Here is a 24,463-nt window from a genome sequence, read left to right as displayed (position 1 = left end):
CTCATGATAGGCTGGGCCTGTGGCTCGCCTCAACGATATCACAGAGGATGAATCGCTCATGGCGGACAAGGTTGCACTCGTCACTGCGGGCGGCAGCGGCATGGGCGCGGGGGCCGCGCGGCGGCTGGCAGCGGACGGGTTTCGCGTCGCGATCCTGTCGTCCTCCGGCAAAGGCGAGGCCCTGGCTGCCGAGCTCGGCGGCTTCGGCGTCACCGGTTCGAACAAATCCAATGATGATCTGAAGCGTCTCGTCGACGGTGCGCTGGCCAAATGGGGACGCATCGACGTGCTCGTCAACAGCGCGGGCCATGGGCCGCGCGCGCCGATCACCGAGATCACCGACGAGCAATGGCATACCGGCCTCGATACGTATCTGCTCAACGTGATCCGTCCCACCCGGCTGGTCACGCCGGTGATGCAGGCGCAGAAGGGTGGCGCCATCATCAACATCTCGACCGCCTGGGCGTTCGAGCCGAGCGCGATGTTCCCGACCTCGGCGGTGTTCCGGGCGGGCCTTGCCGCCTTCACGAAAATCTTCACGGACACCTATGCCGCTGACAATGTCCGCATGAACAACGTGCTGCCGGGCTGGATCGACAGCCTGCCGCAGCTAGACGCGCGCCGCGACAACGTGCCGATGAAGCGCTACGGCAAGGTCGAGGAGATCGCGGCGACGGTCTCGTTCCTGGCATCCGACGGCGCGGCCTACATCACCGGCCAGAACATCCGCGTCGACGGCGGGCTGACGCGCTCGGTCTAGAGCATGATCGGTTCTGATTGGATCAGAACCGAAGCTCTAGATTCTTGTTTTGACGCGTTTTCTTCACGCGAACCGGTATCCACTTCGCTCGAAAACGCTCTAAAGGCGGCGCCTCAATGTGAGGCGACCAGCCGCGCCAGTTCCGGCAATATCTTGTAGCGCGCAACCTCGTGCGGATATTCGCCGCGATTGGCCAGCAGGACGATGCCGAGCCGCCGCGCCGGCACGAGGCCGATATAGCCGGAGGCGTTGTTGAGGCCGCCCGGCTTGTCCACGACGGTGACACCGGGCAGGCGTACGGTTTCCCAGGCCATGCCCTGTCCGAATTTCTCGTCGACGCGGAAGGCCTCATGCTGCGTCATCCGCAACGCCTCGCGCAGATGCGGATCGACCGAGCGGCCATCGACGCAGGCAGCAACGAAGCTCGCGAGATCCCGCACCGAGGAGAACATCTGGCCGGTGCCGGAAAAGTCAAAATAGCTCTGCTGGTTGCCGATCGGGCCGATCGCCATGCCCTGATCCGAATAGCCCTGGACCACGCGCCGCATCCAGGCCTCGTCCATGACGGCGCGGTTGTCTTCGGCGCGCTCGGGGACGCAGGTGGCGGCCATGCCGAGCGGCGCAAGGATGCGCTGTTCGAACAGGGCCGCGGTCGGAGCGCCGTAGCGGCGCTCGAGCACGAGCTGAAGCAGCACGTAGCCGGCATGGGTGTAGATGCGCTGCCGGCCGGGTGCGACGCCGGGCGGCGGCACGAAGGTGTTTAGCATGGCTACGAACTGGTCGCGCGTAAACTGCTCGTCCGGCCAGGGCGGATGATCGGTCGGCAGCAATAGCCCGGAGGTGTGCGTGGCGAGCTCACCGACGGTGACGCCGCGGATGTAGTCGCCGCTCAGCTCCGGCAGGTATGTCGGCAAATGGTCGTCGAGCCGCAGCTCGCCGCGCAGCGCGCCGAGCGCCACGAGGGTCGCCTCGAAGGGTTTGCGCAAGGAGGCGAGATTGAACAGCGTGTCCGGCGTCACCGGCCGTTTGGCGGCATCATCGGCAAGACCGTAGGTGAAGAACTCGACATGGCGGCCGGCATAAAGGGCGGCGGCAAGCCCGCCTGAATAGTCCGGCGTCGCGGTCGGCGCCAGCTCGTTCGCGACGATGTCGCGCATCTGCGCGATCATGTCGGAATCCGCCAAGGCGCGGCGGGACCAGGCAAGGGCGAGCGGAGCGAGCGCTGCCCGGCAAAGCGCCCGCCGGGTGAGGTGTGATGAGGTGACAACGGACGGCACGGCTCTGACGCAAGATGCGATGTGCCCCCGAGCCCCTCTTAACGTGAACGAGCGCGCGCCCCAATTCACGATTGCGCGTTGTGGGTTCCCCCGTGTGGGGCTCGCGACAGATTCACTTAGCCCGTGAGCTAACAATTGTTGACGCCGGATGGCGGCCGCGCTATAGTTAGCTTCATGGCTAACCAATTGTCCCGGCTCGACCAGGTTTTTTCCGCGCTCGCCGATCCCACGCGGCGGGCGATCGTGATGCGGCTCTGCGCGGGCGAGGCGTCAGTCGGCGAGCTCGCCGATCCCTTCGACATGGCGCTGCCGAGCTTCATGAAACACATCCATGTGCTGGAGACGAGCGGGCTCGTGCTGTCGGAGAAATCCGGCCGCGTGCGCACCTGCCGCCTCAGCCCGAATGCGCTTCTCAGCGCGGAAGACTGGTTCCAGCAGCAGCGTGCGATCTGGGAGGCGCGGCTCGATCGGTTCGAAGCCTATGTGATGAAGCTCAAGAAAGAGAAGGAGAGGGCGGCCGCCAAGCGTCCGTCCCGAACAACCAAACGGAAAGGTTCCGAGTGATGACGAATTCTGCCAATGCTGCCTTGTCGCAATGGTCCCTCGACCGCGAGATCGTGATGTCGCGCGTGATCGACGCGCCGCGCGATCTCGTGTTCGAGGCCTGGTCCGACCCGAAGCATCTGCCGCAATGGTTCGGGCCGAAAGGGTTCAAGGTCGAAACGTTCGAGATCGACGTGCGCGTCGGCGGCGTCTGGCGCTTCAACATGATCGGCCCCGACGGCACAGTCTATCCGAACCGCATGCGCTTCCGGCGCATCGAGCGGCCGTCTCTGATGGAGATGGATCACGGCGTCGACCAGGACGAGGATCCCGGCATGTTCCGCTTCACCGTCACCTTTGCCGAGCAGAGCAACGGCAAGACCGTGCTGATGATGCGGCAGCTGGCCTCGAGCACCGAGCAGCGCGATGGCATGATCGGATTCGGCGCGGTCGAATACGGTTACCAGACGCTGGACAAGCTGGCGGCGTATGTGGCGGGGATGAAGCGGTGAGATCGCGTTCGCAAAGATTTCTCGCGGCCACTTGAACGTGTCTTAAGTTCATCGCTCAGCCGTTCAAAAAAACGAATGCGGCTCCGGCGCAGAGGACGCGCCGAGGCCGCACTCATGCGCGCCACTTGGTCGTGTCGATTTTCGAAGGGGCCTGATCATTGCTCCCGCTAACGACGCGGGGGGCCGCCGGACGATGGGGTCGTCTCGTTGCGCATGCCTTTAGGACTGGAGGCGCCTTGTCCGCCACGCTCCACATGCGTGATACCGCCGCCGCCATCCGCACTGCTGGCGCCTCCGCTGCCTCCATCGCCCGAGCCTGCGCCTGCTCCGGCACCTGCGGCGCCAGCGCCACCACCGGCTCCGCCGCCAGCGCCTCCAGCACCGGCGCCGCCGCCGCCCGCACCTTGTGCGAATGCTGCGCCGATTAAAGCGCCGGCCAGCATCGCGGCCGTGAAGATCGTCAGAATCGTCTTACGCATGTTGTTGCTCCCAAAGATTTACGAGGGGACCAATCACGCGCGTTGCCAACCGTTCCTACGCTCATCGATGTGAAGGCGCGGCGATCTCGTCGCATCGTCCGGTCCGAAAATCGGAACACCGGATCGTGCACCAGGCCGGTAGGAACGATAGTGGCCCTCCGGCTTTGGCAGTGATGACGCACATTATCTTCAGCGATTACCGCAATCCCGCCGCCGAGCAGGCCTTCGAGATCGCCTGGGACTTTCTCGCGCGCACGGACGCCATCAGCGACGAATTCGAAGCCTGCGTGTTCCTGGCGCAACGTATCGCCGTGATGGTGGAGGAGGGACAGACGAACCGGATCCGCATGGCCAATCGCGCGATCTCCGAATATCAGCACCACGTCGACGAACGCGACGACTTCATCCGCAGCGGCGGCCGCCGCGCCGGAGGGCACTGAGCGCCGCATCGATCGTCATTCGCCCTTGAGGCCGGCGTCGCGGATCAGCTTGGTCCATTTCTGCGTTTCGTTGTCGATGAATTGGCCAAACTCCGCCGCGGTGCCGGGCCGCACTTCGAGGCCCTGCGCGGTCAGCTTGTCCTTGATTGCGGGTTCGGCGAGTGCGCGCAGCACCTCGGCCTGAAGCTTGTCGACAATCATGCGTGGTGTCGTCGATGGCGCCATGAAGCCGTACCAGCCGGCGGCGGCCACGTTCGGAAAACCCTGCTCGCGCAAGGTCGGCGCCTGCGGGTAGAGCGCGCTGCGCTCGGGCGAGGCGACGCCGAGCACGATGAACTTGCCGCTCTGGATGTAGGGCAGGGCGGTCGGCAGCGCGGTCAGCGTGGCGTCGACGCGGCCGGCGAGCAGCTCGGTGTAGGAAGCGGCGTCGCCGCGGAACGGGATGTTGAGGCCCTTGACGCCAGCATCCCGGAACAGGAGCTCGCCGGCAAGGTGCGGCTGCGAGCCGGCGCCGGGCGAAGCGAAGGTGAGGCCGTCGGGCTTCGATTTGCCATAGGCGATCATTTCGGGGAGCGTCTTGAACGGCGCGTCGGCACTGATGATCAAGAACAGCGGCGCGATCACCGCCATCGCGACGGGTTGCAGATCCTTTCGCTCGTAGGTCAGCTTGCCGAACAGCGCTTCGGCGGTGGCATAGGGAGCTGCGACATAGAGAAAGGTGTAGCCGTCGCCCGGCGCGTGCGCGACCATATCGTTGGCGATGCGCGTGCCGGCGCCCGGCTTGTTCTCGACGATGAACTGCTGATGCAGGCTGCGGCCGAACTCCTCCGCCAGGAGGCGCAGCGAGATGTCGTTGGAGCCGCCGGGTCCATAGGGTGAGATCAGCCGCACCAGGCGTGACGGCCAGGCCTCCTCAGCGCGTGCGCAAAATGGCGGGCTCGACAGGGATGCGGCAAGGGCGCCCAGCAATGTTCGGCGTGTGATGGTCATGATGGCCTCCCGGACGTGGGGCGCCAGCTTGCTTGTTCATGTCCGGGCGCCCTTCTTGTTTTGCTTGCGTGTCGCGGCTGCCGGCTCCGCCGCCCTGACGATGGCGCGGATGCTGTCGGCGAGCGCGGCGATGCGCGGGCCGATCTCGCCCTCCAGCTGGCCCGGTTGCAGCCGGAACGCGGGGATGCCGCAATTGATCGAGAACGACTGCTTCGCTTCGCGCGCGTGAAACAACGGCGCGGCGACGGCATGGATCGAGGCGATGTACTCGCCCCAGCAGGTGCAGAAGCCGCGGCTTGTGCATTGCGCGATTCCGGCCCGGTATGTGTCGCGGAAGGCGGACCACAGCGCGGCGTCTTCGGCCGCGATCTGCCGTTCGAGCCGGTCCGCATCCGCCGGCGGCAAGGTTGCCGCCGCGGCGCGGCCCATCGCGGTCATCACAACAGGGATTGGCATGCCGATGTCGGGAACGTGCGGGCCGACGTCGCCGGAGCGCGCGGTCTCGACATAGATCATCGAGGTCGCATCGAGCAGGCCGATCGACACCGTGCCGCGGACACTCTGCGCGAGCTCCTGCATCATGGGCCGCGCCACCTGACGAAATTGCATGTCGGCGAGCAGCGGATGCACCATGCGCAGCGCCCGCGCACCGACGCGATATTTCGCGCGCTCGGCGTCGTAGCGGAGATAGCCGAGCTCGGCCAGCGTGTGCGTCAACCGCGCCACCGTCGGCCGCGGAATCCCGGTCAGCGTCGACAGCTCCATGTTGCCGAGCAACGTCGTCCCGGCCTTGAAAGCCTCGAGCACCACGAGACCTTTCGCCAGCGTCGTCGCGAACGCGGCATCGTCGGTGCTCGAAGCCAGCACCGCGGCGGCGGTCGAGGAGGTGAGGGACGGTTTGGAGACGGCTCGGGCCATCCGGGTTTCATGAACCCGAAGGGACCTGTTGTCCAATAGATTCAGAGAATGTGCAGTTATCGTCCACTACGCGGACGCGATGACCCGGGCCAAAGCTGCGCGGAAAGCGCCCCCGCACACAGATTTTTGTCGTGATTCCATGGCGTCTTGTGACAGGATTATTACGAATACATGTCACATCGATTACAGCGGAGCGATTCATGTTGCAGTGGCAGGCACGGTCAAATCCCCTCGCGTGGTGGTGGGGGTCCCTGACGCTGGTCAGCGCTGCCAACATCCTCGTTTGGTTCATGCTGTACCGCGAGTTCTACCCGACCGTTGCGGGCAGTGTCAGTGGCGGCTCGGATATCGGCCTGATGTTCCTGCTGTGCGCGGCCTATGTGTTCGGCTGCGCCTTCCGCTCGGTGCTGCCGCGCGCCGATGTGCAGCGCATCTGCCTGTTCGACACCTGGCTGTCGAGCGTGTTCGTCGGCCGTACGGTCGCGACCGTCGCCGAAGTCTGCTTTGCCGCGCAATGGGCGATCATCCTGCATCAGCTCGGGAACATGACCGGTGCGGAGACCGCGGTGAACATCGCGCTCGTGATCGTGCCGATCATCATCATCGCGGAGTGCTTCTCCTGGTACGCGGTGGTGACAACCAACTTCCTCTACAATGCGATCGAGAACTCGCTGTGGGCGGTGACCTTCTTCCTCGCCGGCATCGCGCTGTGCCGGCTGATGCCGCAATTCCAGGGCGTGGTGCGCTGGGCGTTGATCGCCGGAATCGTCGGCATCGCCTGCTTCCTCGCCTTCCTCGTCACCGTCGACGTGCCGATGTATCTCAGCCGCTGGCGGGCAGGGCACGCCGAGGGCGGCAGGTTCTTGGGCTTCCTCGAAGGCCTGCACGACGTCGCGACGCGCTGGGTCGTGACCCACGACATCGCGCACTGGAAGGGCGAGCTGACCTGGATGTTCCTGTATTTCAGCGCCGCGGTGTGGTCGAGCCTCGCGCTCTGCGCGCTCTACGCCATGGAAGGCTATCTCACGCGCTATCTCGCCTGACGGTTACTTGCCGACCAGGCCGCACTTGCTGCGGTCGAGCGGACGGAAGGCCTGGTCCGGCGGGATCGTTGCGACCAGCTTGACGAAATCCCAGGGACCCCTGGATTCCTCCGGCGTCTTGACCTGCACCAGATAGAGGTCGTGCACCATGCGCTGGTCCTCGCGGATACGGCCGTTGGGGGTGTAGGCATCCGATACCGGAGTTGCCTTCATCTTGGCCATCACGGCGGCGCTGTCGTCCGAGCCGGTGTCTTTCACGGCCTGCAGATAGTGGCGTACGGCAGAATAGACGCCGGCCTGGATCTGCGAGGGCATTGCTTTCCTGCGCGCATAGAACGCATCGGAGAACTTCCGGGCGGCGGGCGAGACGTCCTCGAAGAAGGAGGTGACGATGAGATCGCCGCGCGTGGCCTTGAGCCCGACCGCCTCGATGTCGACGTTCTGAAACGACATCGGCACGATCTTCATGCCTTGGCTGGCGAGCCCGAATTCCTCGGCCTGCTTGATCGCGGTGGCGTTGTCGCCGGCGACGTTGATCGCGAGGATCTTTGCGCCCGACGACTGCGCCTGCAGCAGGAACGAGCTGTAGTCGGGCGTGCCGAGCTGCGCCTTGACGCTGCCGGCGACCCTGCCGCCGAGCGCGGCAATGCGCTCGCGCGCGGTCGCCTCGATCGAGTGGCCAAAAGCGTAGTCGCCGGTGATGAAGAACCACGGTTCCTTGCTGGTCTGCATGATACCGGAGACCACCGCGGTCGCCGTGGAATAGGCGTCCTGGGTCCATTGCACGCTGGTCGGCGCGCAGGCTTCATCGGTCAGCTGGTTGGCGCCGGCGCCGGAGACGAGAAAGATCTTGCCGTTGCCGCGCACCGCGAGTGCGGCGCCGGAACTGCCACCGTCGGCGATCGCCTGCACGCCGTCGCTGAACCACTTTCGCGCGAGGGAGGCGGCGAGATCCGGCTTGTTCTGGTGATCGGCCTGCAAAATCTCGATCGGCTTGCCGTTGATCTTGCCACCGAACTCCTCCACGGCCATCCGCGCCGCCTCGACCGAGCCGGGACCCATGGCGGTTGCGAAGACGCCGTTCATGTCAGTGAGGACGCCGATGCGGATCGCATCGCCTTTGATCTCGGCGCGCGCAGTTGCGCCTGCAAGCGCCAGCGCGGACAGCAGGATGGCGGTGGACGTTGTGCGGATTGTGGCCATGGCGTTTCCCGATTTTATCGTTGATCGATGGTGCTGGCGGTCAGGCCGGTTCGGCGATGACCTTGTTGCGCAAAGTACCGATGCCGGAGATCTCGACCTCGACGGTGTCGCCGGGGCGCATCCACAGTGGCGGCGTGCGCTTGGCTCCGACGCCACCGGGCGTGCCCGTGACGATGACGTCGCCGGGCACGAGCGGGCAGATCGTCGAGATGTAGGCGATCAGTTCGGGGATGGCGGTGATCAGAAGATCGGTGGTGGTGTCCTGCACGACATTACCGTTCAGCCGCGTCTGCAAGGAGAGCTTCGACGGATCGGGGATCTCGTCCGCAGTCACCAGCCAAGGCCCAAAACTGCCGCTCTCGGCAAAGGTCTTGCCAGAGAGGAACTGGCTGGTGTGGCGCTGCCAGTCGCGGACGCTGCCTTCGTTGTAGCAGGAATAGCCCGCGATATGGTCGAGCGCGCTGCTCGCCCGGATGTGGCGGCCTTTTTTGCCGATGACGAGCGCGAGCTCACCTTCATAGTCGAAATCGTCGCTGACCTTCGGCTTCACAAGGGGCTGGAGATGGCCGACCTGGCTACAGGGAAATCGGACGAACAGTGCCGGCTTCTCGGTGACGGTGCGGCCGGTCTCGGCGACGTGGTCACGATAGTTCAGGCCGACGCAGATGATCTTGCCGGGATCGGGGATGACGGGTGCGAAGGTGATCTTATCGAGCGCGTGATCCGGCCTGGCGGAGCCGGCGAGATTCGCGGCCTCCGCGAGATGGCCCTTTTCGACCAGCCGGCGCAGCGTGGTGCAGTCGTCGCCGGCCATGCGCGCACCGAGATCGACGACGCCGCCATCCTTGACGGCACCGAAGGAGGCGCGACCATCGGCGAAAAATGAAAGCAGCTTCATGAGGTATCCTTTGAAAAGTTCGGTCAGGCCGCGGACGGCACGTGGGTTGAAGGCGTGATGGCGGCGATAAGCCGGTCGAGCTCGGCATCGTTGCGGGCGGTGCCGCGCACGTAACGGTCGGGCCGAACGAGCGCGGCGATGATGCCGTGCTCGCGAAGCCAGTGGCCGACACCTTCGGCATCGTCGCTGGACAGGATCTTGATCCCTGCCTGTGAAGGATTGAGAGATGACGACAACGTGGCCGCGCTCGCGACGAGGAGCACATGGCTGTAGCCGATCTGGTCGTCACTACGGCCACCGTCGCTCAAGATGAATTGCGGCGCGAGATGTCCGGCGAGAGGCAGGTCGCTGAGCGCAAGGCCCGGGCCGAGCAGGGGCTTATTCACCTCGAGCCTGACCGGCGCATTCTCGCGCGCTTTGCCTGCGGCAAGGCCGGCTTCGATCGCCTTGGTGTTGATGACCCCGCCGAGGCGAATGGCGAGCTCAATGAACTCGCGCACATGCGGCTGGCGTTCGCTCTGATAGGTGTCGAGGAGGTCAGCTGCAGCGTCGCCACGGATGATCGCGCTGAGCTTCCAGGCGAGGTTTGCAGCATCGCGGATTCCGGCGCACATGCCCTGGCCCAGGAAGGGCGGTGTCTGATGCGCGGAATCGCCGGCGAGCAGCAGTCGAGCGCTGCGCCATCGCTGCGCGATGATGGAATGAAACATGTAGACCGCGGCGCGCTCGATCGCGGCATCATCCGGCGTGATCCAGCGCGACAGCAGCTCCCAGACCTTGGCAGGTTGCGCTACCTCCTGAGAGTCCTCATCGGCAAGAACCGTGATCTCCCAGCGCCGTCGTGTGCCGGTGCCGCGCACGTAAGTTGCGGGCCGCCGCGGATCGCAATGCTGGAGGCTGTAGTCGCCGAGGTCGTCGCGCTCGCGCTTGAGCAGGACGTCGATCACCAGCCAGCGCTCGTGGAAGCCGAGATCGTCCATCCCCGAGCCGATGAAGCGTCGCACCAAGGAGCGGGCGCCGTCGCAGCCGATTACGTAGCCGGCGCGGACCTCGCTGAGCCTCCCGTTGGAGAGGTCCTCGTAGCGGATGCGCACGCCATGCTGATCCTGGTCCAGTGCGAATACATCGCAACGATTGCGCAAGGTTACGTGCGGCCATCGCGCGAGGCCGCCGATCAGCGCGTCCTCCAGATCGGGCTGATGGAAGCGATAGCTCAGATTCCAGCCCATCGGGGTGAGCGTCTGCGGCCGCGACCAGTCCAACAGCATGCGGCCATCGACGTCGAGGAAGAGCATCCCAGGGCTGAGGATGGTTTGCGGCAGGATCGCCTCGGCAAGGCCAATGGTCTGGAACACGCGCATGCATTCGTCGTCGAAATGCACCGCGCGCGGCAAATGATAAGTCCGTGCCTCGCGCTCGAGCACCAGCGTGCGCACGCCGCGCAGGCCGAGCAGGTTGGCGAGCGTGGCGCCGACCGGACCACGGCCGACGATGACGACGTCGAATTCTTCGGGGGCGGATTTATCTTGCATGGGGCTATCTCTTCCCCAAGCAATGCCATCCCTTCAACGCCGCCGCGCCAAGTGTCCGCCCAGCGGACGGCGGCTAGACCTCGACAGGAATGGCTGACGCGGTCTGCTGAAGCTGGCCCGCGAACTGCGCCACCCCTTCCTCGATGCCCAGCGCGGAGCGAATCCAAATGATTGAGATGCAGCCAAATACGGCGCCGTTCCGCACGATGGGGACGGCAATCGAAGCCGTCTTGGGATTGTATTCACCCTCGCTGCGGATCGCGTAACCACGCGCGGCGGTCTCGGCGATCATGCGATCGAGCCGGCCTTGGTCGAGGAAGGGGCGGTCGTCGGCGTCGTCGATGCGGCGCAGATGGGCCACGATCAGATCGCGCTCGCGCGCGGGGCAGGCGGCGAGATAGGCGCGGCCGGCTGAGGTGCGCAGCATCGGCAGGCGCTTGCCGATCATGCCGCGGTCGATCGAGAGGGGACTGCGCGAATGGGTCGTTTCCTGCACCACCATCGCGGCGTTCTCGTAGGTGGAGAGATCGACCGGCCAGACCAGGGTCTTGCTGAGTTCGGCGAGATAAGGCGCTGCCGCCTGGCAGATCACCACGCCGGGATCATAGCCGTCACCGAGGCTCAGCGCCCGCCGGGTCACACGAAAACGGTCGTCGCTGGCGCTGCGCGCGACATAGCCGAGTTCCTCCAGCGTTTCGAGCAGGCGATAGACGGTGGGGCGGGGCAGGTCGAGCGCGCGCGCAACGTCGCCGGCGCGGATGCCGCCGGAGCGGTTGACCTCCTGCAGCACGTCCAGCCCGCGCTTGAAGGCACGAACGCCTTCCGACTGACGGGGCTGGCCGTTCCGCGTCCGCTCCTTGGACACTTCGTATTTCCTCCCTTGTGGCGCACGGTCGCGCGATTATCGTCGTTGCGAACGCGAAGCGATAGCGGGACTCCACCGTAGGATCGCGCGCGGCCGGTATCAAGTTCGCCGCACTGCGGCACATGCGATGCCTTCGGGAGGACGTCGATGGAAATCACCGCGCTCGGCTATATCGGGATCAATTCATCCCAACTCGACTCGTGGAGCCGGATGGCGACCAGGCTGCTCGGCATGCAGCAGGTCGACCGCGGCGGCAAGATGCGCGCCTTCCGCATGGACGACCGCAAGCAGCGCCTGATCGTCGATGGCAGCAGCGATGCCGGACTTGCGGTGATGGGCTGGGAAGTTCACTCGGCCGCCGAACTGGACCAGCTCGCTGGCAGGCTTGAAGGGCAGGGCGTCAAGGTCGTCCGCGGGTCACGCGCACTGGCTGACGAGCGGCATGTCACCGAGCTGATCACGTTCGCCGATCCAGCCGGCAACCGGTTGGAGGCGTTCTGCAAGCCGGAGCTTGCAACCGAACCGTTTAGGCCCGGCCGACCGATCTCGGGTTTCCGCACCGGCGCGCTCGGCATGGGACACGTCGTGCTCAATGTCGAGGACGTCGAACCGCTGTTGCCGTTCTATCGCGACGTGCTCGGTTTCCATGTCTCGGACTTCGGCCTCAAGCCCTACGGGCTCTATTTCTTCCACGTCAACGGCCGCCACCACTCCTTTGCGATGGTCGGCTCCGGGCGCAAGGCGCTGCACCATTTCATGGTCGAGCTCGGCAGTCTCGACGATGTCGGGCAGGGCTATGATCTCGCGCAGATGGACGACGGCAGCGTTGCCTATACGCTGGGGCGGCACACCAACGATCACATGACCTCGTTTTATGTGAACACCCCGTCCGGCTTCTTCATCGAATATGGCTGGGGCGGGCGCGTGATCGATGCCGAGACCTGGCAGCCGCACGAGACCTTTGACGGCCCGTCGCTGTGGGGTCACGAGCGGCTCCATATGCCCGAAGAGCAGCGCAAGCGGCTGCGCGACATGCGACTCGATGCGGCGGCGCGTGGCGTGCGCGTCGCCGACCCGCGCGTGCCGCCGCTCAACTGCGCGTGGCTGGATTCGCTGATCGCACGCGAATGATCCGCGGCCACGCAGCGTCAGGCCTCGCCGAGATCGACCTCCGTCAAGAGTCCCTGGCGTAGCGCCAGCCGCACCAGCTCGATGTCGGAGCCGACGCCGAGCTTGTCCTTGATCAGCGAGTGCAGGTTTGCCACCGTCTTCGGGCTGACATGCAGGGTCTCGGCGATTTCCTCCGTCGTGTTCTCGGCGAGCAGCAGCCGCAGCACCTCGAATTCGCGCGGTGTGAGCACGTCGGCGGCCGAACTCTCGCCGCTGATACGGCTGAGCGCAAGTTCGTGGTCGATGTCGGGGCTGATGGCGATCTTGCCGGCGAGCACGTCCTTCACCGCGCGCACCAGCGTCTCGGGCGGATTGGTCTTGGTGACGTAACCCCTCGCACCGGCGCGGATCGCCTGCACGGCAAAGCCGGCATTCTCGTGCATGGTGAAGACCAGGATCCGTGCGCCCTTGTCCCATTGCCTGATCCGCCTGACGGCCTCGATGCCGCCGATGCCGGGCATGCTGAGGTCCATGATGACGAGGTCGGGCGCCTCGGATTTGTACAGGCGGTAGGCTTCCGCACCGTCGGCCGCCTCGGCGACGACGCGTAAGCCCGGCTGCTTCTGGAGCACGGAGCGATAGCCCTCGCGGACGACGGAATGATCGTCGACCAGCAAGATGGTCGCATCAGTCCCGCTCATGCCGCGTGCTCCAGCGCCTGCCCATCGGCGGCCGCGAGCGGAATGACCACGCGCAATGCCGAGCCATGGGGACCGGTTTCGAAGCTCAGCCGGCCGCGAAGCGCGGCGACGCGCTCGCGCATGCCGAGCAGGCCCATGCCCGATTTGACGGCCGCCTCGTTCGGCCGGCCGTCGTCCTCGATCGCGAGCGCGATCTCACTTTCGGCCATCGTCAGACGCAGGCTGACCTTCGTTGCGTCGGCGTGCTTGGCCGCGTTGGTGAGCGCCTCCTGCACGATGCGATAGAGATTGGCGCTGACGGAGGCGGGCACGCTCTCGAAGGCGCCCTCGAACCGGATTTCGAAGCGGGTCTGGCCGCGGCTGCGGCCGTTCCAACCCGAGACCAGGCCTTCGAGGCTCGCGACGAGGCCGAGCTCGTCGACATCGGGTGGCCGCAACCGGAACAGCGCGCCACGCAGCGTCTCCATCATGCCGGTCGCGGTGCGGGCAATGCTGTCGCACTCTCCCAGCAATCCGGGGCAGTCCTGCGCCGCAGTCTGGCGGGCGGACGCGGCAAGCGCGCGGATTGCGGCGAGCGACTGGCCGAACTCGTCATGCAGCTCGCGCGCGAGATGGCGCCGCTCCTCGTCCTGGAGCGCGATCAGCTTCCGCGTCAGCTCGCTGCGCTCGGCAAGCGCGGTGTCGAGGCTTTCGGCAAGGTGGTTGAAGACATCGCGGATGGCGGAAAGCTCGGCGAGGTCGAAGGGCGGCAGCCGTGTGGTGAGGTCACCAGCGGCGATCCGCTCGAGGCCGTTGCCGATCATGCCGGTGGGGCGCAGGGCGCGGGCGAGTGCGGCATAGACCAGCGCGCAGAGCAGCGGCAGCGCAATCGCAAGCGCGATCATCAGGCGGCCAGCCTCGTGCCAGGCCTCCGCCGTCTGCACCGCCGGATCGACCGAGACTACGGTCTCGCCGAGCTTCGTTCCGCGCACAATCACGGGCCGCGCCGCCTCGCGGCCGGGGTCGAACAGGCTGCGATAGAAGGCGGCGAAGGCTTGCGGCGGCGGGTTCGCCGGGGCAGGCGCGCCACTGCAGAAACGCTGGAGCATGTCGCCGCTCGCGCTCCGGAATCCAAGACACAGGCCGGGCGTCATCACATGGGCCGAAACCGGGTCAAGGTTCGGAAAGTCGGAGCGCGGGCTGGCCACCCACTGGATCTTGCCCTGTTGCAGCTCCAATGTCTTCGCCACGATGGCAGCGATACCGTCGATGCGCGCGTGCGCGGCGCTGTCGGCGGTAACAAGGAAATAGGCGGAGATCGCGGCGAAGCAGGCGGCCGATACGGCGGCCACGCGCAACGTCAGACGGACCTTGAGATCGAACCTCGGGCGATTCCACATCGGCGGGTACCTGGTGCAAACGGATTTGTCGCTCCCGCATTAAACGGCAGAACGCAAGCGGCGGGAAGCGTTCCCGCCGTACCGCAGTGCAACGTCGTGAAATTTTCCCGGCGCTCGTCGGGACAGCCACGGCTGCATGGTCTCAGGCGACCCGTCCAGATTTGCGGGGCCGCTCCATCCCACGAGGCCCGTTCATGCACCGCTCCCGGTTGATTCTGTCTGCTTTTCTCCTCTTCGTCCTTTCTTCGCGAGCCGATGCCGAGCCTGCCATTGGCGTTGCCATGGACGATTTTAGCTATACCGACACGTCGGCCGAGCCGGCCAACCAGACCGCCGCCCACGAGCAGCGGCTATCGGCGTTCATGGCCGCGCTTAGACGGGATATCGGCGCGGACCGGCGCTATCGGCTGGTGCCGTCCGCCCAGGACGGTGCGGCGTTCAAGGTCATCGGCGGCATCCAGAAGACCAGCACGCTGGTGCAATGGGCCAAGGTCGCTGTGATCGACGTCGGCGCCAAGAAGCTGGTGATGGACAAGCTCTACACGTTCCGCGGCGACAATGATGAATCTTGGGAGCGCGCCGAAATTTTTGTCTCGCGCGAGGTCATGGCTGCGCTCGCAACGCCTGCGCCGGTCGCGCTGGCGGTGTTCGATTTCGAGCTCGAGGACATGACGGCTGCTTCCGCGACCGCCTCGGCCGCTTCGGACGCCTCGTACCTCGCCGAGGTCACTCGCGGTGTGCGCGAGGCGCTCGGCCAATCCGGTCGCTATCGCATCGTTGATGTCGGCGGCGAGGCGGCGAAGGCGCGCGCCTTGCGCGACTGCGGAGGCTGCGAGGCGGCGATCGCGCAGAAGCTCGGCGCGGATCAGTCGCTGATCGGCGTGGTGCGGCGTGTCAGCCGCACCGAATACACGCTCGGCTTCCAGGTTCGCGATGCCAGGACCGGCGCGGTGGTGGCCCGCGGCGACAGCGGCTTGCGCCTCGGCGCGGACTATTCGTGGAAGCGCGGCGCCGTGCGGCTGGTCAGCGATCGGCTGATCGAGAGCCAGCAGGCCACCGACGCACCTAAAGCGCGATGAGATGAGGACGAATCGTCATCGCGCTTTAGGCTATTGTTTGAGCATGATCTTGTCGGAAAGCCGCTGCCCACTTTTCCGGATCATGCTCTAGAAGGTAAGCTGCACCTTCATCGACTGTGCGCGGTCGCTGGCGAGCTCGAAGGCGGCGACCGCGTTCTCGAACGGCATGGTGGCCGTGATCAGCGGCTTGACGTCGATCAGGCCTTCACCCATCAGCCGCACCGCGAGCTCGAACTCGGGATCGAAGCGGAAGGTGCCGCGGAGCTGCAATTCCTTGGCGACGATGCTGTTGATCGGCAGCGTCATCTCACCGCCGAGGCCGAGCTGAACCAGCGTTGCGCCTGGCCGCAGCACGTCGAGCGCGGTGCGGAGTGCGGCCTGGTTGCCCGAGGCTTCGAACAGGGTGTCGAACACGCCCTTGCCGGCGCGCCAGGGATCGAGCGCAGTGGCGTTGGTCGCGACATTGATGGCGTGGGTGGCGCCGAGCTTCTTCGCAACCGCGAGCGGTGCGTCCGCGACATCGGTCACCACGATCTCGGCGGCACCGCCGAAGCGCGCGACCAGCATCATCAGCGCACCGATCGGGCCGCAGCCGGTGATCAGCACGCGCTTGCCGAGGAGGGGGCCGGCCTGCTTGCCGGCATGCAGGCACACCGCCAGTGGTTCGGCCACCGCGGCTTCCGCCAGCGACAGCTTGTCGGCGATCGGCACGGCCTGCGTCGCATCGACCGTGATGAATTCGCGAAAGCCGCCTTGCACATGGGGAAAGCGCATCGCGCTGCCGAGGAAGCGCATGTCGAGGCACTGGTTGCGCATGCCTTCCTGGCAATGCAGGCACTGGCCGCACGGCTTGCTCGGATTGACCGCAACGCGCGTTCCCGGCTTGACGCCGGTGATGCCATCACCGACGCAAGCGACCACCCCGGCGATCTCATGCCCCAGCGCCATCGGCTGCTGGATGCGGACCACGCCGAAGCCGCCGTGATGGTAGTAGTGCAGATCGGAGCCGCAGATGCCGCCATTGGCGATCTTGACGCGGACCTCGCCCGGGCCGGGCTCCGCATCGGGATAGCTATCGATCCGCAGGTCTTTCGGGGCGTGGATGACGACGGCGCGCATGAGCTTCTTCCTTCGGCGGTTCGCGGATCACATCGCGGCGATCATGCCGCCATCGACATAGATGATCTGGCCATTGACGTAAGTCGAAGCGTCGGAGGCCAGGAAGATCGCCGCGCCGACCAGCTCATCCGGCTTACCCCAGCGTTTCGACGGGATGCGGCCCATCAGCCAATTGTTGAAATCGGTGTTGTTGACCAGCGCCTCGTTCATGTCGGTCAGCATGTAGCCGGGGCCGATCGCGTTGGCCTGAATGCCGTGCTGGGCCCATTCCACTGCCATCGAGCGGGTCAGATTCTTGATGCCGCCCTTGGCGGCGGTGTAGGGCGCGATGGTCGGGCGCGCGAGCTCGCTGCCGAGCGAGCCGATATTGATGATCTTGCCGTGCCTGCGCGGGATCATGCGCTTGGCCGCCTCGCGGCCGATCACGAAGGCGCTGGTGAGGTTGGTCTCGATCACCTTGCGCCACTCGTCGGTCGTGAACTCCACCAGCGGCTTGCGGTGCTGAATGCCGGCGTTGTTGACGACGATGTCGACGGCGAGAGCCTTTTTGTCGAAATCGTTGAAGGCAGCGACGATCGCGGGCTCGTCGGTGACGTTGAACGCGGCGCCTTCGGCCTGGTGACCGGCGGCGCGAAAATCGGCGACGGCCTGCTCGACGCGCTTGGGATCGACGCCGTTGACGATGATTTTGGCGCCGGCCTTGGCCATGCCTTCGGCAATGGCGCGGCCGAGGCCGCGGGAGGAGCCGGTCACGAGCGCGGTGCGGCCGGAAAGGTCGAAGAGGGCGGTGCTCATCTCAGGAATCCTTAGACGTTGGAGCGGCGCACGGTCAGATCGGAGCGGTCGAATACGGCGGGCAGAAGATCGACGCCGAGGCCGGGGCCTTCCATCGGATAGACAAAACCGTCCTTGATCGTGGGCATGGTGGTGACGAGCTCATTGTACCAGCCCTTGTAGAAGGCGCGCACCGATTCCTGGATCAGCGTGTTGGGCTGGCTGAACGACATGTGGATGGCGGCGATGAAGCCGATCGGTCCGATGCAGTCATGCGGTGCAAAGGGCCGGTGGTAGGTCTCGGCCATCGCGGCGATCTTGCGGCCCTCGGTAAGGCCGCCGGTCCAGCACAAATCCGCCATCACCACGTGCATGGCGTCGCGGTCGAGCATGTCCTTGTAGGGGAAGCGCGAGCCCAGCGTCTCGCTGGCGCAGACCCAGACATCGGTCGAGCGCGCATATTCAGCCAGCGCCTGCGGCGAGTTCATGCGGATCGGGTCCTCGTACCAGGTCGGCTTGTATGGCTCGAGCGCACGCGCGATCTGCTTGGCGGTCGGCAGATTCCACAGCGAGTGGAGCTCGACCATGATCTCCATCTTGTCGCCGACCGCTTTGCGGATCTTCTCGAACGGTTCGATCGCCTGCTTCATCTGGGCGGCGGTGATGTAGAGACCCTTGTTCTCCTGGGCCGCCGGATCGAACGGCCAGATCTTCATCGCGGAGATGCCGCTTTCCAGAAGGCTTTCGGCGAGCGCATCGGCGCGATGCATGAAGCCGTCGAGATCCTCGTAAGGCCCCTTGGAGGCGCCGAGATTCCAGTTCGCGACCGGGCTGATATTGGTCGAGCGGACATATTGCGTGCCGGCGCAGGTGTTGTAGATGCGCTGCTTGTCACGGCAGAGGCCGCCGAGCATCTGGTGCACCGGCTGGCCGCAGACCTTGCCGAACAGATCCCACAGCGCGATGTCGATCGCGGAGGCCGCGCGATATTCGACGCCGGTGGATGACTGCGCCATCGGCAGGTTCAGCATGTCGCGGTGGATGGCTTCGATGTGCAGGGGATTGCGGCCGAGCAGGCGGCCGGCAAAGGTGTCGTGGATCTGTGCCTCGACCGCGCCCGCGCCATAGAAGGTCTCGCCGAGCCCGATCATGCCCGTATCGGTGTGGATGCGTACCCAGATGACGTTGGAGAACTCCTCGGTGCGCAGGGTCTCGATCGACGTGATCTTCACGGCAACAATCCTCCCGTCGGGCCCATAGCGCCCGTTTTGTTTGTCATTTCTGCGCCGCCATCCGACGGGCAGGTCCAGTCTTACGCCCGCTTGTAATATATCACAACATGTTTTAAGGATATCACAAACAAGACGCCGCCTCGCATCGCGAGCGCTGGCTGACGGGAGGACGACATGGCACGGCGCAAGCGCGCGCTCGAGGTGGTGAGAAACGACGATGACGGCGAGGGCAGGCCCTCCCGGCGCAATCGCCTCAACTTCTTCGAGCTGGCCTATCAGAAGATCGAAGAGCTGCTCGTTCATTGCGAGCTCAAACCCGGCCAGTTCATGACCATGCTGGAATTGCAGCAGATCACCGGGTTCGGCCGCACGCCGGTTCATCATGCCGTCAATCGTCTCTCGGCCGACACGCTCATCATCATTCGTCCGCGGCACGGCCTGCATATCGCGCCGATTGATCTGGCGCGTGAGCGCATGCTGCTGGGTTTGCGCCGCGACATGGAGCGCTTCGTGATCCGCCTTGCGGCCGATCGCGCCAGCCTGTCGCATCGCAATCAGGCACTGCACATCGAACGCCTGCTGCGCGAGCGCCGCGCCAGCCTGACCCTCGACGAATTCAACAGCATCGACCGTCGCATCGACGCGCTGGTGCTGGAGGCCGCCGGCGAGCCTTTCCTCGCCCACACGCTGCGGCCGCTGCACACCCTGTATCGCCGCATCGGCTTCATCCACCATCGTTTCATGCCGGGACAGACCGAGCTGTCGGGCACGATCGATTGCCATCTCGCCATCCTCGCTGCGGTCGCCAATCGCCGCGTCGAGGATGCCGTGAAGGCAAGCGATGCGCTGATCGACTACATGGACGCGATATTCACCGGCATGGAGGCGGGCATCGACCCGCGCCTGCTCGATTGCAGCATCGAGCCGCTGCTCGGCACGTAGAGAGTTTTGAAGAGAGGACCAAGCATGTCAACGATGGCGATGCCACAACCGATCGCGAGCGAAGCCGCGGTCCGCTACCTCATCACGAACTACAGTCCCAAGGGCAACAAGGTCGGCTGGCTGATGATGGCCTCGATCCTGGTCGAAGCCTGGGATCTCTATTCGATCGCCTTCGTGCTGATCTTCATCAAGGAGCAGTACAACCCCGATCCGCTGATGCTGGGCCTTGCCGCGGCCGGCACGCAAGGAGGCGCCCTGATCGGCGCGCTGCTCGGCGGCTGGCTGTCCGACAAGATCGGCCGCCGCGTCATGTTCCTGGTGACGATGGTGATGTTCATCGTGCTGGCGCTGGCGCAGGCCTTCGTGCCCAACGTTACCTGGCTCGTCGTGATCCGCTTCCTGCTCGGCATTCCGCTCGGGTCGGACATCTCGACCGGCTACACCTACATCATGGAATCCATGGCCAAGGGCGAGCGCGAGGTCATGGGCAACCGCTGGCAGTTCATGTTCGCGGTCGGCGAGGTCATGACTATCGGCGTCATCGTGATCTTCCTGCTGACCGACATGAACCACGAGATGTTGTGGCGCGTGACGCTCGGCCTCGGCGCGGTGCCGGCGCTGATCATCCTGATCATGCGCCACGACGTGCCGGAGACGGCGGTGTGGCTGGTGCAGAAGGGGCGCTACCGCGAGGCCAAGCAGGTCGCGCGCGAGATGTTCAACGACAATCTCGACATGCTGCCGGACCGGGACGTTGAGATGCCGAAGGTATCGACCCGCGCGTTCCTCGCCGATCTCAAGAAGGATCCGATCCGTTGGCGTGCCACGCTGTATGGCTGGATCGCCTGTTTCGCGCAGGCGAGCGAGTTCTCGACCTTTGCGTTCTACCTGCCGGTGCTGTTTGCAATGGTCGGCGTGTCGTCGATCCTCGGCAACAATCTGGTGACGATGGCGCTGTTTGCCTTCGCAGCCCTGTCAGGGTGGGTCGGGCCGCTGCTGACGCCGAAGATCGGCCATCGCGGCATCGCGATGGCCGGCTTCTCCATCGTGCTGGTGTCACTGCTGGTCGCTGCGTTTGCGCTCTACACGGACAACAAGATGCTGCTGCCGTTCGCCGCGGCTGGGATGCTCTGGGGCCATTATTGGGACGCGTCGAACTGCATGACCATCCCGACGATGGTCGCGCGGCCGCGATACCGCGGCACCGCCAGCGGCTTCGCTTACATGTTCGTGAAGCTGCCGTCCTTCCTGGCGATCTTCCTGTTCCCGACGCTGTTCGCGGCGATCGGACAAGCCAACGCCACCCTGTTCGTGGCGATCTTCCCGGTGATCGGATTGCTCGCTGCAACCGTCATCCTGCCGGAGGTCTACGGCTACGAGAACGACTGACGAAGCGTGACCCGGTCGCGGCGTCGTCGCCGCGATCGGGGCCTATTTCGGGATGTCGCGCGCCGGCGGCTACGGGCTCAAGAAGACCGGGTCGATCCCGACTCCATGGCCGAGCAGGCCGATCGCCTGAAGCTGGGCGGAGTGGAGGTCGATTTCCACGATGGCGAACAGGGTAAACAACACCACTGCGGAGAAGACCAGCAGCGGATGCGCCGTCTCGGCCCGGCTCTCGTCGCCGCGAATCGGGCGACGCAGGGAGGAGCTCTGCGGCAATGCTTTCGATCGAATCTGCATGACGAACCTTCCTTGTCGCCATATCCGTCTGACCTGCGCGACAATGGAATTCTAGCCGCGGTGTCACCGCCGGCATTGATGCACCGCAAATAGCTTGCACTCGATTTCGAAAGCTGAGCCCGGCGTCTCTTACCGGATTGCCGCCGCCAACGCCGCGATCAGCGCGGGTGGCGTCACCAGCAGGCCGAGCTTGAGGAACAGCCAGGCGCCGACCTCGATCTTCTCGCGCCGGAGCGCGACCAGCCAGAGGATGGTGGCGAGCGAGCCGGTCACCGACAGATTGGGGCCGAGGTCGACGCCGATCAGGATGGCGCTGACAACAGGCACGGGCAGATGATCGCTGGCGGCGACCGAGCCGGCGACGAGGCCGACCGGAAGGTTGTTGGCGATGTTGTCGGCGAGCGCGGTGGCAATGCCGACGCTCCAGGCGGCCTGCGGGACGGATTGTGCCACCGCTTGGTGCAGCAGCCCGCTGAGCTGCGCGATCACACCGGTCTTCACCAGCGCCTCCACCATGACAAAGAGCCCACCGACCAGCGGCAGCACACTCCAGGACACGCCGCGCAGCACAGGCATAGGCGATTGACGGTTGATCAGCAGCACGGCGGCCGCCGTCGCGGTCCCGCAGACGAATGTCGGCAAGCCCAATTGCAGATCGAGCGCAGAGGCCCAGATCAGCACGATGCCGATGGCGCCGATGCCATAGGCGGTCAAACGGCCGCCGCGTCCGAGTTTCGGGTGAGGGACACTCTTTTCGATCGTTTCGTCCTTCAACTCGCGGTGCAGCGCAAGGCGCAGGGCGACATAGGTGAGCCCGATCGAGGCAAGTGACGGCAGCGCGAACTGACGCAGCCACGTTCCGAGATGCGGCATGTGCTTGCCGAACACCACGAGGTTGGCCGGATTGGAGATCGGCAGCACGAAGCTCGCGGCATTGGCAATGAAGGCGCAGACGAACAGATAAGGCAGCGGCTTGGCGCCGGCCGCGCGAGTGGCGGCGTAGACGGCGGGCGTCAGTACGATCGCGGTGGCGTCGTTGGAGAGCAGCACCGTCACCAGCGTGCCGACGAGGTAGATCAGCAGGAACAGCCGCTGCGGGGAGCCGCGCGCATGCTCGACCGCAAAGGCGGCTAGATAGTCGAACAGGCCTTCGAGGCGGGCGAGCTCGGCGATCAGCATCATGCCGATCAGGAAGAGATAGACGTCGACACCCTTCTCGATGCCGGTGAGCGCGTCCTGCCAAGGCAGCAATCCGAGCAGCACCAGTGCAGCGGCGCCGATCAGGGCCCAGATCGCCTCCGGCAGGCGAAAGGGCCGGATGATGACGCCTGCGGTCGCGGCTACGATGATGCTCCAGGCCCAGATGGCGTCAGACGGCACGGTCAGTCCTCAAGGTGAACCAGATCTATTCGGCAGCGATAGCTGATGCGGACGCCGGTGTCTTCCCCCGCAGATCGCCATCTGCGCTTTGCCGCGTCTCCGGCAGAGCGAGGAAGCAGATCACGGCGCCGAGCGCCGCCACGGTGCCGAGCGAGATAAATGCTGCGCTGTAACCAGCGCCGACCACGACCAGGCCGGCAAGCGTCGTCGATAGCGCCGCGCCGATGCTCTGGGCGGTGATGACCGCGCCCTGCGCGACGTTGAAGCGGCCGGTATTGCGCATGAGGTCGGCGACGATGACGGGAAAGATTGCGCCGAAAATGCCGGCTCCGACGCCGTCCAGAAGCTGCACGCCGACCAGCCAGAACGGATTGTCCGAGAGCGTATAGAGGACGCCGCGGATAGGCAGGATCAACAGTGCGGCAAGGAAGAAGCGCTTGTGGCCCCAGCGGTCGGCCCTCGCGCCTACCAGCATTGCGAACGGCACCATCACGACTTGCGCGGCGACGATGCAGGCCGACATCAGGCTGGTGCCCATGTTCTTGTCCTGCAGCGCGAGCTTCTGCCCGACCAGCGGCAGCATGGCCGCGTTGGACAGGTGAAACAGGACCACACAGATTGCGAAGACGAGCAGTGGGCGGCAGGTCAGGAGTACGCTGAGGCCCGAGGGCTGTTCGGGCTCCGTGCTGGCGTTGCTGTCGCGCAGACCGCGGGCGAGATCATGGTCGATGGCCCGTTCGGGGATTGCGACAATGCTGGCGAGACTCGCAATCGCCATGGCGCCGAGCAGGTAGAACACGACGGTCGGGCCGAACCAATAGGCGAAGACGCCTGCCAGACCCGCCGCGACAGCGTTGCCGGCATGGTTGAAGGTCTCGTTGCGTCCGATCCGCCGGGTGAAGGCGGCATGACCGAAGATGCCGAGCGAGACGGCCGCGATTGCGGGCGGGAAGATGACAGCAGCAGCCTGGGCGATCCCCTGCGAGATCGCGACCGGCCCGAAGGTCGGAAACAACGGCAGCGATAGCGAGGCAAGCGTCACCAAAATCGCGGCTATCGCCATCGCGAGCCGCTTCGCCCGCGTTGCATCGACCAGCGGACCAGCCGGCGTCTGCGCCACGATGCCGGCGATCGTCGCGATCGACATCACGAGGCCGATGCGCGCCTCATCCCAGCGCTGCTCGGTGAGCAGATAGACCGCGAGATAGGGCCCCAGCCCATCGCGGACATCTGCGAGGAAGAAGTTGGCCGCATCCAGCGCGCGGCCGGCGCGCCTCGTCTGATCGGAGTTCGCGCTCGACATCGGGTCTCTCGGTCGAGGCTCAATGGCCCCGGCAGCAACCATCGTGATGTCGGCCTGGTTCCGCGGATCACGTCCGGCTCCTCAAAACTTGACCGCGAGCAGCACCGCGCCGCCGCCGATCATGGCGAAGATCGCGGTCACCGCCGCAAAGCAGGCGGAGAGGATCGCCCAGGTCTGCCAGGCGGAGAGGAGCGCGGGTTTCATGTCATCGATATCCGTTGCTTAGGACAGCGCGCCCGAGCCGTCATTGCGAGCGCAGCGAAGCAATCCAGAGTCTTTCCGCGGAGGCAGTCTGGATTGC

25 protein-coding genes and 1 pseudogene are annotated in these 24,463 nt (G+C 65.3%); 9 read left to right on the top strand and 17 right to left on the bottom strand.

The features are described 5' to 3' along the window. Positions 1-58 precede the first annotated feature (58 nt). A complete protein-coding gene (locus LRP30_RS23915) occupies positions 59-760 on the top strand; it encodes an SDR family oxidoreductase (protein WP_249756501.1) in 702 nt (233 codons plus the stop codon). A 113-nt stretch (positions 761-873) separates the two neighbouring features. Here LRP30_RS23915 and LRP30_RS23910 read toward each other — a convergent pair whose 3' ends face one another. After that, positions 874-1,929, bottom strand: a complete 1,056-nt coding sequence (locus LRP30_RS23910; protein WP_249756500.1) for a serine hydrolase — start codon at positions 1,927-1,929, stop codon at positions 874-876. Positions 1,930-2,211: 282 nt separating this feature from the next. Here LRP30_RS23910 and LRP30_RS23905 point away from each other — a divergent pair, with 282 nt between their 5' ends. After that, positions 2,212-2,601 carry a metalloregulator ArsR/SmtB family transcription factor gene (locus LRP30_RS23905; RefSeq protein WP_091889742.1) on the top strand — a complete coding sequence of 130 codons (390 nt, stop codon included), beginning with the start codon at positions 2,212-2,214 and terminating at the stop codon, positions 2,599-2,601. Then, a complete protein-coding gene (locus LRP30_RS23900) occupies positions 2,601-3,092 on the top strand; it encodes an SRPBCC family protein (protein ID WP_176945700.1) in 492 nt (163 codons plus the stop codon). The genes LRP30_RS23905 and LRP30_RS23900 overlap by 1 nt, the downstream gene beginning before the upstream one ends. Before the next feature lie 167 nt (positions 3,093-3,259). Here LRP30_RS23900 and LRP30_RS23895 read toward each other — a convergent pair whose 3' ends face one another. Further along, the gene (locus LRP30_RS23895) at positions 3,260-3,571 is read right to left on the bottom strand and encodes a hypothetical protein (protein WP_249756499.1); all 312 of its coding nucleotides are present in this window, start codon (positions 3,569-3,571) and stop codon (positions 3,260-3,262) included. Between the two features lie 173 nt (positions 3,572-3,744). Between LRP30_RS23895 and LRP30_RS23890 the strand changes: the two genes are divergently transcribed. After that, positions 3,745-4,011 (top strand): hypothetical protein, encoded by a 267-nt coding sequence (locus LRP30_RS23890; RefSeq protein WP_128941368.1) that lies wholly within the window; start codon positions 3,745-3,747, stop codon positions 4,009-4,011. 15 nt (positions 4,012-4,026) lie between these two features. Here the strand turns inward: LRP30_RS23890 and LRP30_RS23885 are convergent, their stop codons facing one another. Together LRP30_RS23885 and LRP30_RS23880 are read right to left on the bottom strand one after the other, a co-directional pair. Next, on the bottom strand, positions 4,027-5,001 hold the full coding sequence (locus LRP30_RS23885; protein ID WP_249756498.1) for a tripartite tricarboxylate transporter substrate binding protein: 975 nt from the start codon (positions 4,999-5,001) through the stop codon (positions 4,027-4,029). Positions 5,002-5,037: 36 nt separating this feature from the next. Beyond that, complete coding sequence (locus LRP30_RS23880) at positions 5,038-5,919, bottom strand: IclR family transcriptional regulator (protein WP_249756497.1); 882 nt, start codon at positions 5,917-5,919, stop codon at positions 5,038-5,040. A 200-nt stretch (positions 5,920-6,119) separates the two neighbouring features. On the opposite strand from LRP30_RS23880, the gene LRP30_RS23875 reads away from it, so the two are divergent. Beyond that, the gene (locus LRP30_RS23875) at positions 6,120-6,962 is read left to right on the top strand and encodes a hypothetical protein (RefSeq protein WP_128933206.1); all 843 of its coding nucleotides are present in this window, start codon (positions 6,120-6,122) and stop codon (positions 6,960-6,962) included. 3 nt (positions 6,963-6,965) lie between these two features. Here the strand turns inward: LRP30_RS23875 and LRP30_RS23870 are convergent, their stop codons facing one another. The 4 genes from LRP30_RS23870 to LRP30_RS23855 form a co-directional block, all read right to left on the bottom strand. Then, positions 6,966-8,165, bottom strand: coding sequence for an ABC transporter substrate-binding protein (locus LRP30_RS23870; protein ID WP_249756496.1), 1,200 nt, complete (start codon positions 8,163-8,165; stop codon positions 6,966-6,968). A 40-nt stretch (positions 8,166-8,205) separates the two neighbouring features. Further along, complete coding sequence (locus tag LRP30_RS23865) at positions 8,206-9,063, bottom strand: fumarylacetoacetate hydrolase family protein (protein ID WP_249756495.1); 858 nt, start codon at positions 9,061-9,063, stop codon at positions 8,206-8,208. 23 nt (positions 9,064-9,086) lie between these two features. Further along, on the bottom strand, positions 9,087-10,595 hold the full coding sequence (locus LRP30_RS23860) for a bifunctional 3-(3-hydroxy-phenyl)propionate/3-hydroxycinnamic acid hydroxylase (protein ID WP_249756494.1): 1,509 nt from the start codon (positions 10,593-10,595) through the stop codon (positions 9,087-9,089). Positions 10,596-10,668: 73 nt separating this feature from the next. After that, positions 10,669-11,460 (bottom strand): DNA-binding transcriptional regulator, encoded by a 792-nt coding sequence (locus tag LRP30_RS23855; RefSeq protein WP_128943292.1) that lies wholly within the window; start codon positions 11,458-11,460, stop codon positions 10,669-10,671. Positions 11,461-11,607: 147 nt separating this feature from the next. Between LRP30_RS23855 and LRP30_RS23850 the strand changes: the two genes are divergently transcribed. After that, complete coding sequence (locus tag LRP30_RS23850; protein WP_249756493.1) at positions 11,608-12,591, top strand: VOC family protein; 984 nt, start codon at positions 11,608-11,610, stop codon at positions 12,589-12,591. Positions 12,592-12,608: 17 nt separating this feature from the next. Here the strand turns inward: LRP30_RS23850 and LRP30_RS23845 are convergent, their stop codons facing one another. Both LRP30_RS23845 and LRP30_RS23840 read right to left on the bottom strand, forming a co-directional pair. Beyond that, positions 12,609-13,271, bottom strand: a complete 663-nt coding sequence (locus LRP30_RS23845) for a response regulator transcription factor (RefSeq protein WP_128941232.1) — start codon at positions 13,269-13,271, stop codon at positions 12,609-12,611. Next, the gene (locus LRP30_RS23840; RefSeq protein WP_249756492.1) at positions 13,268-14,650 is read right to left on the bottom strand and encodes a histidine kinase; all 1,383 of its coding nucleotides are present in this window, start codon (positions 14,648-14,650) and stop codon (positions 13,268-13,270) included. Before LRP30_RS23840 ends, LRP30_RS23845 begins: the two co-directional genes overlap by 4 nt. A 194-nt stretch (positions 14,651-14,844) precedes the next feature. Between LRP30_RS23840 and LRP30_RS23835 the strand changes: the two genes are divergently transcribed. Next, positions 14,845-15,729 (top strand): DUF3280 domain-containing protein, encoded by an 885-nt coding sequence (locus LRP30_RS23835; protein ID WP_249756491.1) that lies wholly within the window; start codon positions 14,845-14,847, stop codon positions 15,727-15,729. 87 nt (positions 15,730-15,816) lie between these two features. On the opposite strand, the gene LRP30_RS23830 is transcribed toward LRP30_RS23835, so the two are convergent. Genes LRP30_RS23830 through LRP30_RS23820 form a run of 3 tightly spaced genes read right to left on the bottom strand, consistent with a single transcriptional unit; the run spans position 15,817 to position 18,854 of the window. After that, a complete protein-coding gene (locus LRP30_RS23830) occupies positions 15,817-16,848 on the bottom strand; it encodes an L-idonate 5-dehydrogenase (RefSeq protein ID WP_249756490.1) in 1,032 nt (343 codons plus the stop codon). Positions 16,849-16,875: 27 nt separating this feature from the next. After that, the gene (locus LRP30_RS23825; RefSeq protein ID WP_249756489.1) at positions 16,876-17,643 is read right to left on the bottom strand and encodes an SDR family oxidoreductase; all 768 of its coding nucleotides are present in this window, start codon (positions 17,641-17,643) and stop codon (positions 16,876-16,878) included. Positions 17,644-17,654: 11 nt separating this feature from the next. Beyond that, entirely contained in the window at positions 17,655-18,854 is a 1,200-nt protein-coding gene (locus tag LRP30_RS23820) for a mandelate racemase/muconate lactonizing enzyme family protein (RefSeq protein WP_249756488.1), read from the bottom strand. 174 nt (positions 18,855-19,028) lie between these two features. On the opposite strand from LRP30_RS23820, the gene LRP30_RS23815 reads away from it, so the two are divergent. Then, the gene (locus tag LRP30_RS23815; protein WP_128941237.1) at positions 19,029-19,796 is read left to right on the top strand and encodes a GntR family transcriptional regulator; all 768 of its coding nucleotides are present in this window, start codon (positions 19,029-19,031) and stop codon (positions 19,794-19,796) included. A 24-nt stretch (positions 19,797-19,820) separates the two neighbouring features. After that, positions 19,821-21,185, top strand: coding sequence for an MFS transporter (locus LRP30_RS23810; RefSeq protein ID WP_346016176.1), 1,365 nt, complete (start codon positions 19,821-19,823; stop codon positions 21,183-21,185). Between the two features lie 69 nt (positions 21,186-21,254). On the opposite strand, the gene LRP30_RS23805 is transcribed toward LRP30_RS23810, so the two are convergent. The 4 genes and pseudogenes from LRP30_RS23805 to LRP30_RS23790 form a co-directional block, all read right to left on the bottom strand. Next, positions 21,255-21,479 carry a hypothetical protein gene (locus tag LRP30_RS23805; protein WP_164939115.1) on the bottom strand — a complete coding sequence of 75 codons (225 nt, stop codon included), beginning with the start codon at positions 21,477-21,479 and terminating at the stop codon, positions 21,255-21,257. 129 nt (positions 21,480-21,608) lie between these two features. After that, positions 21,609-22,859, bottom strand: coding sequence for an arsenic transporter (locus LRP30_RS23800; protein WP_128943300.1), 1,251 nt, complete (start codon positions 22,857-22,859; stop codon positions 21,609-21,611). A gap of 25 nt (positions 22,860-22,884) precedes the next feature. Next, a complete protein-coding gene (locus LRP30_RS23795) occupies positions 22,885-24,162 on the bottom strand; it encodes an MFS transporter (protein ID WP_249756486.1) in 1,278 nt (425 codons plus the stop codon). Between the two features lie 114 nt (positions 24,163-24,276). Next, positions 24,277-24,366: pseudogene (locus LRP30_RS23790) on the bottom strand (EamA family transporter); the annotation flags it as partial. Positions 24,367-24,463: the final 97 nt, after the last annotated feature.

The organism is Bradyrhizobium sp. C-145, from assembly GCF_023375135.1.
In the GTDB taxonomy this organism is placed as follows: domain Bacteria; phylum Pseudomonadota; class Alphaproteobacteria; order Rhizobiales; family Xanthobacteraceae; genus Bradyrhizobium; species Bradyrhizobium zhanjiangense.
The sequence above is the reverse complement of the archived record's forward strand: the minus strand, read 5'-3'. Positions and strand labels throughout refer to the sequence as shown.

Excerpts from the sequence above, each read along its gene's own strand:
- LRP30_RS23915 (WP_249756501.1), top strand. The coding sequence starts at position 59 with ATGGCGGACAAGGTTGCACTCGTCACTGCGGGCGGCAGCGGCATGGGC.
- LRP30_RS23910 (WP_249756500.1), bottom strand. The coding sequence starts at position 1,929 with ATGATCGCGCAGATGCGCGACATCGTCGCGAACGAGCTGGCGCCGACC.
- LRP30_RS23905 (WP_091889742.1), top strand. The coding sequence starts at position 2,212 with ATGGCTAACCAATTGTCCCGGCTCGACCAGGTTTTTTCCGCGCTCGCC.
- LRP30_RS23900 (WP_176945700.1), top strand. The coding sequence starts at position 2,601 with ATGACGAATTCTGCCAATGCTGCCTTGTCGCAATGGTCCCTCGACCGC.
- LRP30_RS23895 (WP_249756499.1), bottom strand. The coding sequence starts at position 3,571 with ATGCGTAAGACGATTCTGACGATCTTCACGGCCGCGATGCTGGCCGGC.
- LRP30_RS23890 (WP_128941368.1), top strand. The coding sequence starts at position 3,745 with ATGACGCACATTATCTTCAGCGATTACCGCAATCCCGCCGCCGAGCAG.
- LRP30_RS23885 (WP_249756498.1), bottom strand. The coding sequence starts at position 5,001 with ATGACCATCACACGCCGAACATTGCTGGGCGCCCTTGCCGCATCCCTG.
- LRP30_RS23880 (WP_249756497.1), bottom strand. The coding sequence starts at position 5,919 with ATGGCCCGAGCCGTCTCCAAACCGTCCCTCACCTCCTCGACCGCCGCC.
- LRP30_RS23875 (WP_128933206.1), top strand. The coding sequence starts at position 6,120 with ATGTTGCAGTGGCAGGCACGGTCAAATCCCCTCGCGTGGTGGTGGGGG.
- LRP30_RS23870 (WP_249756496.1), bottom strand. The coding sequence starts at position 8,165 with ATGGCCACAATCCGCACAACGTCCACCGCCATCCTGCTGTCCGCGCTG.
- LRP30_RS23865 (WP_249756495.1), bottom strand. The coding sequence starts at position 9,063 with ATGAAGCTGCTTTCATTTTTCGCCGATGGTCGCGCCTCCTTCGGTGCC.
- LRP30_RS23860 (WP_249756494.1), bottom strand. The coding sequence starts at position 10,595 with ATGCAAGATAAATCCGCCCCCGAAGAATTCGACGTCGTCATCGTCGGC.
- LRP30_RS23850 (WP_249756493.1), top strand. The coding sequence starts at position 11,608 with ATGGAAATCACCGCGCTCGGCTATATCGGGATCAATTCATCCCAACTC.
- LRP30_RS23845 (WP_128941232.1), bottom strand. The coding sequence starts at position 13,271 with ATGAGCGGGACTGATGCGACCATCTTGCTGGTCGACGATCATTCCGTC.
- LRP30_RS23840 (WP_249756492.1), bottom strand. The coding sequence starts at position 14,650 with ATGTGGAATCGCCCGAGGTTCGATCTCAAGGTCCGTCTGACGTTGCGC.
- LRP30_RS23835 (WP_249756491.1), top strand. The coding sequence starts at position 14,845 with ATGCACCGCTCCCGGTTGATTCTGTCTGCTTTTCTCCTCTTCGTCCTT.
- LRP30_RS23830 (WP_249756490.1), bottom strand. The coding sequence starts at position 16,848 with ATGCGCGCCGTCGTCATCCACGCCCCGAAAGACCTGCGGATCGATAGC.
- LRP30_RS23825 (WP_249756489.1), bottom strand. The coding sequence starts at position 17,643 with ATGAGCACCGCCCTCTTCGACCTTTCCGGCCGCACCGCGCTCGTGACC.
- LRP30_RS23815 (WP_128941237.1), top strand. The coding sequence starts at position 19,029 with ATGGCACGGCGCAAGCGCGCGCTCGAGGTGGTGAGAAACGACGATGAC.
- LRP30_RS23810 (WP_346016176.1), top strand. The coding sequence starts at position 19,821 with ATGTCAACGATGGCGATGCCACAACCGATCGCGAGCGAAGCCGCGGTC.
- LRP30_RS23805 (WP_164939115.1), bottom strand. The coding sequence starts at position 21,479 with ATGCAGATTCGATCGAAAGCATTGCCGCAGAGCTCCTCCCTGCGTCGC.
- LRP30_RS23795 (WP_249756486.1), bottom strand. The coding sequence starts at position 24,162 with ATGTCGAGCGCGAACTCCGATCAGACGAGGCGCGCCGGCCGCGCGCTG.